General features: G+C 57.6%; 12 protein-coding genes. 4 read left to right on the forward strand and 8 right to left on the reverse strand.

Going from position 1 to position 12,512, the window contains the following annotated elements; genetic code table 11:
• Positions 1 to 28 precede the first annotated feature (28 nt).
• From PQR63_RS15540 to PQR63_RS15555, 4 genes are all read right to left on the reverse strand, one after another.
• Complete coding sequence (locus tag PQR63_RS15540; RefSeq protein WP_408168907.1) at positions 29 to 304, reverse strand: BolA family protein; 276 nt, start codon at positions 302 to 304, stop codon at positions 29 to 31.
• Positions 301 to 921 carry a septation protein A gene (locus PQR63_RS15545; protein WP_094563697.1) on the reverse strand — a complete coding sequence of 207 codons (621 nt, stop codon included), beginning with the start codon at positions 919 to 921 and terminating at the stop codon, positions 301 to 303. Before PQR63_RS15545 ends, PQR63_RS15540 begins: the two co-directional genes overlap by 4 nt.
• Before the next feature lie 87 nt (positions 922 to 1,008).
• The gene (gene msrB / locus PQR63_RS15550; protein WP_408168908.1) at positions 1,009 to 1,407 is read right to left on the reverse strand and encodes a peptide-methionine (R)-S-oxide reductase MsrB; all 399 of its coding nucleotides are present in this window, start codon (positions 1,405 to 1,407) and stop codon (positions 1,009 to 1,011) included.
• Positions 1,408 to 1,513: 106 nt separating this feature from the next.
• Positions 1,514 to 3,019 carry a protein adenylyltransferase SelO gene (locus PQR63_RS15555; RefSeq protein WP_408168909.1) on the reverse strand — a complete coding sequence of 502 codons (1,506 nt, stop codon included), beginning with the start codon at positions 3,017 to 3,019 and terminating at the stop codon, positions 1,514 to 1,516.
• 183 nt (positions 3,020 to 3,202) lie between these two features.
• Between PQR63_RS15555 and PQR63_RS15560 the strand changes: the two genes are divergently transcribed.
• Positions 3,203 to 3,724 carry a hypothetical protein gene (locus tag PQR63_RS15560; RefSeq protein ID WP_408168910.1) on the forward strand — a complete coding sequence of 174 codons (522 nt, stop codon included), beginning with the start codon at positions 3,203 to 3,205 and terminating at the stop codon, positions 3,722 to 3,724.
• Positions 3,725 to 3,922: 198 nt separating this feature from the next.
• Complete coding sequence (locus PQR63_RS15565) at positions 3,923 to 5,704, forward strand: phospholipase D-like domain-containing protein (protein WP_408168911.1); 1,782 nt, start codon at positions 3,923 to 3,925, stop codon at positions 5,702 to 5,704.
• Positions 5,705 to 5,770: 66 nt separating this feature from the next.
• Here PQR63_RS15565 and PQR63_RS15570 read toward each other — a convergent pair whose 3' ends face one another.
• From PQR63_RS15570 to PQR63_RS15585, 4 genes are all read right to left on the reverse strand, one after another.
• Entirely contained in the window at positions 5,771 to 7,087 is a 1,317-nt protein-coding gene (locus tag PQR63_RS15570) for an MFS transporter (RefSeq protein ID WP_094563701.1), read from the reverse strand.
• 232 nt (positions 7,088 to 7,319) lie between these two features.
• Positions 7,320 to 8,078 carry an SDR family oxidoreductase gene (locus tag PQR63_RS15575; RefSeq protein WP_408168912.1) on the reverse strand — a complete coding sequence of 253 codons (759 nt, stop codon included), beginning with the start codon at positions 8,076 to 8,078 and terminating at the stop codon, positions 7,320 to 7,322.
• 28 nt (positions 8,079 to 8,106) lie between these two features.
• Positions 8,107 to 9,540, reverse strand: a complete 1,434-nt coding sequence (locus tag PQR63_RS15580) for an aldehyde dehydrogenase family protein (protein ID WP_408168913.1) — start codon at positions 9,538 to 9,540, stop codon at positions 8,107 to 8,109.
• Between the two features lie 19 nt (positions 9,541 to 9,559).
• Positions 9,560 to 10,375: an SDR family oxidoreductase gene (locus tag PQR63_RS15585; RefSeq protein ID WP_408168914.1), complete on the reverse strand. Its 816-nt coding sequence runs from the start codon at positions 10,373 to 10,375 to the stop codon at positions 9,560 to 9,562.
• A gap of 291 nt (positions 10,376 to 10,666) precedes the next feature.
• Here PQR63_RS15585 and PQR63_RS15590 point away from each other — a divergent pair, with 291 nt between their 5' ends.
• Both PQR63_RS15590 and PQR63_RS15595 read left to right on the forward strand, forming a co-directional pair.
• A complete protein-coding gene (locus PQR63_RS15590) occupies positions 10,667 to 11,500 on the forward strand; it encodes a FadR/GntR family transcriptional regulator (protein ID WP_408168915.1) in 834 nt (277 codons plus the stop codon).
• Positions 11,501 to 11,550: 50 nt separating this feature from the next.
• The gene (locus PQR63_RS15595; protein ID WP_408168916.1) at positions 11,551 to 12,504 is read left to right on the forward strand and encodes a LysR substrate-binding domain-containing protein; all 954 of its coding nucleotides are present in this window, start codon (positions 11,551 to 11,553) and stop codon (positions 12,502 to 12,504) included.
• The last annotated feature ends 8 nt before the right edge of the window (positions 12,505 to 12,512 follow it).

Here is a 12,512-nt window from a genome sequence, read left to right on the forward strand (position 1 = left end):
TGAGAGATATAGAGGGGGGATAGTCTTGTTAGTTCGCTATTTCAGATGGTGCGATGGCGATGATCGCCAATGCGTGTATATCCTTGTGCATCATATCAGCCAGACAATCATACACCAGCCGATGGCGAATTAATCGATTTTTGCCCTCAAAAACGCTCGAAATCAGGCGCACCCGGTAGTGTCCGCCGCCTGATGCCGCGCCTGCATGGCCTGCATGCAAGGCCGACTCGTCCTCAACCAGACACTCGCTCGGGGAGAAAGTTGCGAGCAGGCGTTCGCGGATCAAGTCCTGACGTTCGCTCATTCCGCGTCTTTCATGTATTTAGACAGGAACAGGCTCTGCGCGATAATAAAGGCGAACATCAGTCCCATGGTGCCGAACATCTTGAAATTGACCCAGGTATCGATGGCGTAATTGAAAGCCACATAGAGATTGAGCAAGCCCATCACCACGAAGAAAATCGACCAGGCCAGATTCAGCTTGCCCCAGATCGGTTCAGGTAGCGAAACTTGTTTTTCCATCATTACGCGCACCAGGTTTTTCTTTACAAAAACCTGACTGATGATCAAGGCGGCGGCGAAGCACCAGTACAGAATGGTCGGCTTCCACTTGATGAAGGTATCGTCGCGGAAGTAGATCGTCGCGCCGCCAAATACCACGATGATTGCCAGCGACACCCACAGCATGCCGTCGACTTTCTTGCGGCGCGCCAGCAGATAGCCGATCTGCGCGAGCGAGGCGACGATGGCAACGGCCGTTGCTAGCAGGATAGGCGCCAGCGTCGGTGTCACGGCACCGCCGGACATGAAGCCCGACAGATACTGCGATACCAGACCCTGGGCGGCATCGGTATGACCTTCGCCCCATTTGAAAACGCCAAAAAAGAGGAGGACGGGAAAGAGGTCGAACAAAAACTTCATCGGTTAAGTCTTTTTAAAATTTTAAAAGATTGCGGACATTGTCAGGACAACTATTGTTCGGACAACATCGCGCAGACAATCAGGTTATCAGGTCGCCGGATCAAACCGCAACGAGGCGGAATTGATGCAGTATCGCAAGCCCGTCGGCGGCGGACCATCGGGGAACACGTGCCCCAGATGCGCATCGCAGACGTTGCAGACGATTTCGGTACGAATCATGCCATAACTTTTGTCCACGATCTCGCGGACATTCGCCGGATCAAGTGCTTTGAAATAGCTGGGCCAGCCGCAGCCGGAGTCAAATTTCGTGTCCGATGCAAACAGCGGGGTGTTGCAGCACACGCAGGTGTAGATGCCAGCTTCGTGATGATCCCAGAATTTACCCGTAAAGGCACGCTCGGTAGCCGCATGGCGGGTCACCTGATATTCCATCGCATCCAGTTGGGCACGCCATTCGGCGTCGGTTTTTTGGACTTTGGAAGTCATGCTGATGCTCCGTGGTAAGAGTGGAAAATAGAATGTAAAAAATCGTTTGATACAGACCGGCCGCACAGATTAGTCGTTCAGAGGCGCCCGATCTTACGTGTTGCGCTTATGAGGAGCAGCTCACCTCAAGATGGCTGGCCCAGTCTGGCGGCAGGTCGGCGTATTTATCGTGCTCCGGCTGCTCGTCAAAAGGCCTGCGCAAGATTTCTTGCAGTTTGGCGACTTCAGAGAAGTCCTTGTTCTGCGCCTTGTCGATAGCGACTTGCGCCAGATAATTCCGTAGCACGTATTTGGGGTTGCTTGCGTCCATTGCAAGTTTCCTCGGTGCATCCTGGCTGCTTTCCTGCCGCAGGCGGGCCCGGTATTGTTCGGCCCAGGCGTCGAAAGCAGGCCGTTCGATAAACAGATCGCGCAATGGCTCATCGCCGGCTTTACTGTCGGCTTGCAGATCGCTGAGACGGCGGAAGAACAGTGTGAAATCGACATGGCCGGCTTGCAGGATGGCAAACATGGATTCGAACAGTTTATCGTCGTCCGGCTGATGTGTCGTCAGTCCCAGTTTGGCATGCAGCAAGGCATCGTTTCTGGCGGCGAATTGCGCTTCGTATTGCGACAACGCGACTTCGGTATCTTCCACGCTGCCGATCAGCGGCAATAAGGCCTGTCCCAGCGCAAAGCAATTCCACTGTCCGATGCGCGGCTGCATTTGGTACGAATAGCGACCTTGCTGGTCGGTATGGTTGCAGATGTGGCGCGCGTCGAAGGCTTCCATGAAGCCGAACGGGCCGTAGTCCAGCGTTAGCCCGAGGATGGACATGTTGTCGGTATTCATCACGCCATGCATGAAGCCAACGGCTTGCCATTGCGCCATCAGGTGAGCGGTGCGGCGGGTGACTTCGGCCAGCAGTTCGCGATAAGGATTTTCGGCGCCGAGAAATTCAGGGTAAAAATTGGCGATGACCTTGTCCGCCAGCAGTTTCAGTTCATCGTGGCGCTTGTTGTAATACCAATGCTCAAAGGAACCGAAGCGGATGAAGCTGGGCGACATGCGCGTCACGACCGCTGTGGTTTCCATGGTCTCGCGGCGGACTTGCTGATCCGACCCCGTCACGGCGAGTGCGCGTGTGGTCGGGATGCCCAGAGCAGCCATCGCTTCGGAGCACAGAAATTCGCGGATCGACGAACGCAGCACGGCGCGGCCGTCACCCATGCGCGAATAAGGCGTCTGACCGGCGCCTTTGAGTTGCAATTCCATTCTGCCACCGTCACGCGCCGGCAGATCACCGAGCAGGATCGCGCGACCATCGCCAAGCTGACCCGCCCAGACACCAAACTGGTGGCCGGAATACACTGCCGCCAGCGGCTTGGAGTCGCGTGCAATGGTGTTGCCGGTAAAGACGTCAACGAAGCTGCTGCTGTTCGCCATCGCAGGATCAAGTCCGATCAACGCTGCCGCATCAGTGCTGATGCCAACCAGATAGGGCGCACGCAGAGGTGTCGGCTGCAAGTGCGTATAGAACGCCGGTGGCAGTTCTGCAAATGCATTGCCGAAGGGAAGCTGCGAAGCCGCATCACTGGTATCGACGGCAGATGGAAAGATTGGAGAGTTCATGAAGGAGGTACGCTTGACAGCTGAAAGCGCCATTTTGACAGAGAAGCGACGATCCCATAGGATCGCGCTGTTTTTGGCGCTACCATCCTTTTCTGTTCAGACAGACTTCATCACAATAAGGAATACATGAAAGCAGACAAGCAAGCGCACCGCGCGACAGGGTTAATCAGAGCAATGGCCAGCATGGCAATCGCCTTGACGGTGATTTGCGTGGCAGAGAACGCCCGCGCAACAGATGCCGTATCTGCCGCATCTGTTTCACCCGCCTATGCGCCGGTAAAGGCGCAAGTCTGCACCGACTGCAAGATCAACGTCCCAGCCGGGATGATTCCCCAGCGTGGCGTGGTTCTCTCCAATGGCAGTTTTGCTACGCCGGTCGGCTATTGGGAAATGGTCGACATCGATCAGCACAAGATGACGCGCTTCATCACTCAGCTCAATGCATCGACACACAAACTGGATGTGGTGCAAAGCCGCACTGTGCTCTTGAGCGATGGCGATGTCGCTGCGGTGATTGAACTGGCGAATGCGGTGTGGCGCTTTCCGCAGAAACTACCTGCAGAGCAGTCAACCGATGTCGTCTGGGGCGTCGATTTGTTCGATGGCGCAGTCGCCAGAAAGGAATTCGGCGTCGGGCAAGTGCAAGGAGACGGCGCTAACCTGAAAGCGGCGCTGGCTCAGATCTGGCAGCGTCTGGCGCGTTAAATCATTTCGCTGTTTTCTTTGTCTGCAGTCGAAGTTTGACCGAGCTTTTCGCTTAATACACCTCTGCCCTCGAACAGGGCAATCTTCTTCTCGTCATTGTCCGGTCATATGGTGACGTTACTTTGCTATGCAGGAAGGTTTGTAGGGCATCGCGTCGCAGGTTTCTGATCATCGGATGGTCTCGGATAGGAGATGTGTATGCAAAATGCTGTAGCGTTCGCTGACAACGACGTTGTCGTGATTGCCTGGAGTTATGGCCGCAAGCTTCCCGGTTGCATGGGTTTTGCGGTGTATCGTATCGATGCCAAAGGCAAGGAGACGGCGCTGCCATCGATGGCCGTGTTCCCCGGCACCAGGCGCCTGCCTGCGCAGACTACTGCCCAATTTCCGATTCAGAAGTTCTACTGGAAAGATCCCTACGCCCGCCTGATCGCCGGTAAAGAAAGTCGTACATTCCGCTACAAGATCGTGCCGCTGGAAGGCAAGCCGGGAAGCCTGACCCCCATGCGCGTCGGCTTTGCCATCTCCAATGAAGTCACGCTGAGTCCGCAGGTCGCACCGGATTTACAGGCCTACTTCAATCGCGGCCTGATTTCGACGCAACGCGTTTCACGCGCCATGGATGGCCATCCGGACAAGGAAAGTCTGCTCAACATGGTGGCACAGCCCGGCAACGCCATGCGCAAGAGCCTGGCGGGCGACATGATCGCCGCCTTGCTGGACTTTGTGGCGCGCGCAGGCAAGGGTAAGGGGGGCAAACTGTACGCGGCCTTGTACGAGCTGGGCGACGATGAGCTGATCAGCGCCCTGGAGAAAGCCGGTAAGAAACTGCACCTGATCCTTTCCAATCCCAAAGCCAGCGACCAGCAAAGCGCCAGCGGCATCACTGACGGCAACGACGCCTCGCGCAAGCGCTTGGGCAAGACCGCAGGCACCCTGATCGATCGCATGGTGGCGTCCAACCACATCGCGCATAACAAGTTTCTGGTCTATGCGGATGCCAAAGGCAAGCCGCAGGCTGTCTTGTTCGGCTCGACCAACTGGACGTCGACTGGTCTGTGCACGCAGACCAACAACACCATCGTCTCCGACGATACCGCGTTGGCAAAACGCTATCTCGACTATTGGAACCAGCTTGCGGCCGATACCGAAGCCGCAGGCGACAACGCCAAGGCCTTGCAGGGAGCTAAGCTGCGCGCCTGGGACGCCAAGCCGAAAGTGATCACGCAAGCCGACAGTTCTACCGTGACCAGCTGGTTTTCTCCGAATACGCCCAAAGCGCGTGGACGTTCACGAACCAACGAGGCGCGTCCGCCCGATATGGAAGAGCTTGCCGCACTGATCGCCGGCGCTCAGCATGCGGTACTGTTTCTCGCGTTTTATCCGGGTATGCCCAGCATCGTCAACTGGGTAGCTGAAGCCCAGAAGAGTAATAAGGAGCTCTTCGTACGCGGTTGCGTTACCAATCCATCCACAGCGGCAGGCTTCCTGTATGAGCTGCAGGGCGTGGAACAGCCCAAGCACAAGAAGGGCGACCCGCCGGGGAAGCAGGATCCACGAGTGATTTCCGCCAAGGCACTGACGTCTATGGTACCCAGCGGCTGGCAGAAGGAAATCCTCTCAGCCGGTTTCGCCGTTACGCATGACAAGATCGTGGTTATCGATCCGTTTTCCGACAACTGCGTCGTCGTGACGGGTAGCCACAATCTCGGCTACAAGGCTTCCTACGACAACGACGACAATCTAGCCATCTTCAAAGGACAGCAAGCGCTGGCGCAGGCTTATGCGACGCACGTTCTCGATATCTACGACCACTTCTCATGGCGCTGGATGGTCCAGGAAAAAGGACAGAAGGCCGCCGACACCATGCTGAGCGTCAAGCCCGATGAGTGGCAGAGCAAGTACTTCGGAGATAAAGGAGAAATCCGGTCGGCGCAGTTGCGGTTCTGGCTGGGAGCCGTGCCGGTGACGCGCCAGTAGGATGTGAGTGACGAGGCCATGCAGAGAAATTGCGCCCGGCTGAAGCACCGGGCGCAAGAGAACATTTTACTTATTGACCAGCTTGGCCGGTACCGCCAGCGTCAGCAACCCGCCTAGCAGCAGTGAGCCCGCCAGTACATACATGCCCATATTGGTGCTTTGGGTAGCGTCTTTCAACCAGCCAACCAGATACGGGCTGACAAAACCGGCCAGATTGCCCAGCGAGTTGATCAGCGCGATGCCGGCAGCCGCAGCCGTACCGCTCAGAAAAGCGGTAGGCAGGCTCCAGAACAGCGGCAGCGTGGTCAGAATACCCACCGCAGCCAAGGTCAGCGAGGCCATCGCCAGCAGTGTGTTGTGGTCATACACGGTGCTGAACAGCAGACCCACGCAACCCAGGAAAGCCGGGATCGCAACGTGCCAGCGACGCTCGCGTTGCTGGTCAGCGCTGCGGCCGATCATGATCATCGCAATGGCCGCGATGGCATAAGGAATCGCCGTCAGCAAACCGATATTGAGCGGATCGCTCACGCCGGTCGTCTTGATGATGGTCGGCAGCCAGAAGCTCACGCCATACAAGCCCATCACGAAGCAGAAATAGATGATCGCGCTCAGCCAGACCTTGCCGTCGGCGAACATCTGGCCCAGCGACACTTCAGTCTTGTCGGCTTGTTCTTGTGCGATTTGCGATTCCAGCAAGCGTTTTTCATCTTCGCTCAGCCAGTCCGCATCACGAACGCGATCTTTCAGATAAAAGATCACGACCACACCCAGCACCAGCGAAGGAATCGCTTCCAGGATGAACATCCATTGCCAGCCGGCCAGGCCGTGCACGCCTGGGAAGGCATGCATGATCCAACCCGACAGCGGGCCGCCGATCACACCCGAAATCGCGATGCCTGTCATGAACAAGGCCGTGATCTTGCCGCGGCGATGCGACGGATACCAGTAGGTCAGGTACAGAATCACGCCAGGGAAGAAGCCGGCTTCGGCGACACCCAGCAAGAAGCGCATGACGTAGAACATTTCAGGCGTCGTCACGAAAATCATCGCGCCGGAAATGATGCCCCACGTGATCATGATGCGGGCGATCCAGAGGCGTGCTCCGACCTTGTGCAAGATGATGTTGCTGGGAACTTCGAAAATGAAATAGCCGATAAAGAAAATACCGGCGCCGAGACCATAGATGGTTTCGCTGAACTTCAGGTCTTGCAGCATTTGCAGCTTGGCAAACCCGACGTTGACGCGGTCCAGATAGGACGCGACATAGCAAAGGAACAGCAGGGGAAGCAAACGCCATGTGACCTTGGAAAAGGTCGCTTCTTCAAACGATACATTGTTGCCGGGCGACGCGGCAATGCCTTGTGCTGGGGTATACGACATGTCTCACTCCATACGTATTAAAAATGGATCAGTCTTGTTGTTATGAAAATTCAGTCTCTTCGGACTGGATTTATTTAAGTACTGATTGCTTTACTGATAGTTCTTGTTTTTTATTGCAGCGTGATTATAAGCACAAATTTTGTGGATTTATCGTAAAGCGGCACATCACTGACAAAACGCTGACAGGGGAGCTGTCAGCGTTCTTACTTCTCGGTTCTTTGCGGGTTTTAACTTACACGCAACGACCGCCATCCACCTCCAGGCAAGTGCCGGTAATGAACGATGCCTCGTCCGAACCTAGATACAGGCAGGCGTTGGCAATGTCATCCGGCGTCGAGAAGCGGCCCAACGGAATCGTCGCGGTAAACTTTTTACGGTTTTCGGGGGTGTCCGGCACGCCCATGAACTCGGTCAGCAAGCCGGTTGCCGAGATCACCGGATTGACGCAGTTGACGCGGATGTTGTCCGGTCCGAGTTCTGCCGCCATCGATTTGCTGGTTGTGATAACCGCGCCCTTACTGCCGTTGTACCAGGTCAGGCCCGGACGCGGACGGATGCCCGCGGTCGATGCGATGTTGATGAAGGCACCGCCGCCGACCTTGCGGAAGTAGGGCACGAAGGTCTTCGCGCTCAGGAAGATACTTTTGACGTTGATTGCGTAGATGCGGTCGAACTCATCTTCTTCCACTTCCAGCATCGGGCGGTTGCGGTGTGTGGTGCCGGCGTTGTTGACGACGATATGCAAGCCGCCGAAAGCATCCAGCGTGGCCGCAAGCATGGCGGCCATGTCGGCGCTCTTGGACACGTCGGACTTGATGAAACGCGCCTGGCCACCGGCTGCAACGATCTCGTCGGCGACGCGTTTGCCGGCCGCTTCATTGATATCCGCCACCAGAACGCGGGCACCTTCGCGTGCATAGCTTTTGGCGATGCCTTCACCGAAACCTGAACCTGCACCGGTCACGATGGCTACTTTGTCTTTCAATCGCATGTCTTCTCCTTGTGGTGTTGAATGTTTTTTAATCGTGTTTGATGGCAATGGTCTTCAGGACCGTGAAGCCGTATAGCGCCTCGAAACCTTTTTCACGTCCATGGCCGCTGGCCTTGACGCCGCCGAACGGCAATTCCACACCGCCGCCCGCACCATAGTTGTTGATGAAAACCTGTCCGCTGCGGATCGCGCGCGCCAGACGCATCTGGCGTCCGCCATCGCGCGTCCATACACTGGCCACCAGACCGAAATCGGTGCCGTTGGCAAGGCGAATGGCATCGGCTTCATCTTCAAACGGCATGGCTGCCAACACGGGGCCAAACACTTCTTCCTGCGCCAGACGATGTTGAAACGGCACGTCGCGCAGCAAGGTCGGCGCCTGATAAAAACCACCGGCAGGCGCACCATCGGCGATGCGTCCTTGTGCGACCACCGGGATCTTGCTGTCGGCCGCTTCACGCAGGAAGCCGGCCACGCGCTCTTGCTGTGTCTTGCGAATTAACGGGCCGCAGTCGAGGTCCATGGCGGCAGAGCCGACACGCAGTTTGCCGAAGGCGGCGCCGACGCGTTCCAGTACTTGCTCATAGGCGCTGCGCTGCACCAGCAGGCGGCTACCGGCGGAGCAGGTTTGTCCCGAGTTCTGCACGATGGCGTTGACGATCACCGGCAGCATGGCATCGAAATCGGCGTCGGCGAACACCACCTGCGGCGACTTGCCGCCCAGTTCCAGCGTGACCGGCGTGTGATTTTCTGCGGCGGCGCGCACCACGATCTTGCCGACGTTGGGCGAGCCGGTGAACGACACATGATCGACGTCGCGATGTTTGACCAGCAGGTCGCCGGCTTCATGGCCGTAGCCGGTGACGATATTGAGCACGCCCTCGGGGAAGCCGACTTCCGCCGCCAGTTCCGCCACGCGCAACAACGACAGGCAGGCATCTTCCGCCGGCTTGACCACGCAGGTATTGCCTGCTGCCAGCGCACCGCCTACGCAGCGGCCGAAGATCTGCATCGGATAATTCCACGGCACGATGTGGGCGGTGACGCCGTGCGGCTCGCGCAGGGTCAGTACGGTATAACCGGTCTGATACGGAATGGTTTCGCCATGCAGCTTGTCGGCAGCACCGGCATAGAACTCGAAGTAGCGCACGATCGCGGCTGCATCGGCGCGCGCCTGCTTGAAGGGTTTGCCGCAGTCACGGGCTTCCAGTTGTGCCAGTTCTTCCTGATGCTCCGCCAGTTTTTGCGACAGCTTCATCATCAGGCGGCTGCGGTCAGCGGCGCTGGTGCGGCTCCAGACGTTGTCGTAAGCCTTGCGCGCGGCTTGCACGGCGGCGTCGATATCGGCGGCATTGCCGCGCGCCAGCGATTCAAACACCTGGCCATCGGACGGATCGGTGACGGGAATGCTGTCGCCGGACGATGGCGCGGTCCAACGGTTGTTGATGAAGTGCTGTTTCATGATTTCGGAGTCCCTTTATCTACATAGCAATCGACATGCCGCCATCTACGTACAGAACGTGACCATTGACGTAGGAGGCGGCGTTGGAAGCGAGAAAAACGGCAGCACCGGCAATTTCAGCGGGCTGCGCCCAGCGACCCAGCGGCGTGCGCGTGGCGAAGTGGGCGTTGATTTTGGGATCGGCGATCGAGGCGGCATTGGCTTGCGTCGCCACGCCGCCCGGTGCAATCGCGTTACTGGTGATGCCCAGCGGCCCGTACTCTGCTGCGAGGGCGCGCATCATGCCGGTCAGGCCTGCCTTGGCGCCGGTGTAGACGGCATCGCCCGAGCGCGCGATCTGGCCCGCAATCGAGGTGACGGTAATCAGACGGCCGCTCTTGTTGGGCACCATCAGGCGCGCCGCTTCACGCGACAACGTGTATCCCGCGATCAGGTTGGTTTCCAGCATGGTGTGGATTTCATCGTCGCTGAATTCCAGCAGGGGTTTGCGATTGCGCACGCCAGCATTGTTGACGAGGATATCGAGGCCGCCGTGTTGGGCTGCAATCTGCGCAAAGGCAGCCTTGACGGCGGCTTTGTCCGTCACGTCGAAGGCGAGGGCGCTGGCAGACAAGCCTTGCGCCATCAGGTTTTGCACCGCGCTGGCTAGCGTGTCGGCGTTGCGGCCATTGAGGATCACGTGCGCGCCGCTGCCTGCCAGTGCACGCGCAATTTCCAGTCCGATATCGCGGGCAGCGCCGGTGACGAGGGCAATCTTTCCGGCCAGAGAGAACTGCTGCAGATAGGACTGAGTATTCTGAGTATTCTGAGTATTCGGATTTTGCGGCTGATTCATGATTGGCTTCGATAAACAATGGACGGCAGAAGATATCACCGTCGCAGCCATCGGGCCGAACCGTTTGTCTCCTGTCGTTTTTGTTTTATGGACAATGGTCGGAAAGGCCGCCACCGTCTCGCTTGGCTTTCAATGTATGTTGCAGATCAAAAGATGTCAACTGATATTACTACTTATGCGGGTATCATATTTTGCCTGAAAGGGGCATAAGGCCTGCTTATGGCCGGGCTGGAAATCGGCTACCATGCGCAGTAATTCACGACAATTACAAAATTCGACAGGAGACATGCCATGCCGAAATCGCCAGGCAACCAGCAAGAAGCTAATCCAGACGCAAAAGTTGTCAGCATCCGGACACCAGCACTGCCACGCGCAGCCCAATTGTCCACCGATGCCTTGGCGCTTGCCGCTGCCGGCCTGGGACCGGTACGTCAGGAGCGTTTCGCTGAGCGTGTCTACGAAAACCTCTTCCACGCCATCGTCGAAGGCAAGATCGGCGTCGGCAGCCGCCTGCCTTCCGAGAACGATCTGGCGACCCTGTTCGACGTGTCGCGACCCATCGTGCGCCAGGCGCTGGATCGTCTGCGCGAAGACCAACTGGTCGAGTCGCGGCGCGGCTCCGGCACCTACGTCATGGACAAGCCCGAGCTGGCCGGCAAGCCCGCCAACGGGGAGCCGTCCGAACGCATCGGCCACATCATGAACGGCCTTGAGTTGCGCATGGTGATCGAGCCGGAGTGCGCCTACATGGCGGCCTTGCGCCGCAGTACGGCCGACCTGACGCGCATGGACGAGCTGCTGACGGGATTTGAAGAAGCCAATGCCGTTGGCGGCATTGCTCATCATTTCGACTTTGCCTTCCACGAGGCAATCGCCACAGCCACTGCCAATCTGCGCTTCGTGCAAGTGCTCAAGACCTTGGAATACGACGTCAGTCATGCCGTCAATATGCTGCGCCACCTGATGCACATCCAGCCCTGGAAGCGCACTCAGGATGCCATGGACGAGCACCGGAATATTTTTGAGCTGATCAAGCGGCAAGACGCCGAGGGCGCACGCCGCGCCATGCGCGGGCATATCGAGAACGCGCGTAGCCGCATGTTCAACAGCCGGCCGGGCTTGTAAATATCTTCCTGTAAATGAAAATAACAACTTAAGACTGCGAAACAAGCTACATGGAACTGCGTCAACTCAGATATTTCGTCGCCATCGTTGATCACGGATCGCTCTCCCGTGCCGCGCGCGTGCTCCATATAGCGCAGCCGGCGCTGACCCAGCAGATCCGTCAGCTGGAAGAAGAGCTGGAAGCGCAGTTGCTGCATCGTTCCGCACAAGGCGTGATTGCCACCGATGCCGGAAAAACCTTTTACGAACACGCGCAAGCCATCCTGAAGCAAGTCACCGACGCCAAGTCTGCGGTTGCACAATCCAACGACAAGCCTTCGGGAACGGTGGCATTGGGTATTCCGCAGAGCGTATCGGGCGCGCTCGCCTTGCCGCTGCTGACGGCTATTCGCGCAACTTATCCGGAAATCACCTTGCTGCTCACCGAAGAACTGACCGGCAACCTGATCGTCCAGCTCAAGTCGGGGCGAATCAATCTGGCGGTGCTGTTCGACGATGGTCAATTGTCGCCGTTTGCCTGCACGCCGATGGTGGAAGAAGAGATGATGTACATCACCCGCGCCGATTCGCAATACGGGCTGAAAGAAGGCAAAGGGAAGAATAAATCGGTCACGCTGTCCAAGGCCATCAAGGCACCGCTGATCCTGCCTGGCTTGCAGCACGGTGTACGGCCGCGTATCGAAAACATGGTGCGCGCACATGGCATGTCACTGGACAACGTGATCGAGATCAATTCGGTCGCAATTCTGAAGTCGGCAATCCTGGCTGACATCGGAGCGACCATCTTGCCGGTAGCGCCTTTGCTATCCGAGATCGAACGCGGCGACATGATCGCGTATCCGATCAGCGGCGAACGCATGGTGCGTACGCTGGCTTTGTGTGCGTCGAAGAATATTCCGCTGACGAATGCGGCCGCGGCGGTGGAGCGGCTGGTGCTGGATGTGACGGATGACTTGTGCCGCAAGGGCAAGTGGTTGCATGCAGAAGCGTTGGCGCGGGAGTAATTCGTCTC

The organism is Herbaspirillum rhizosphaerae (genome assembly GCF_046025915.1).
GTDB classification, from domain to species: Bacteria; Pseudomonadota; Gammaproteobacteria; order Burkholderiales; family Burkholderiaceae_D; genus Herbaspirillum; species Herbaspirillum rhizosphaerae_A.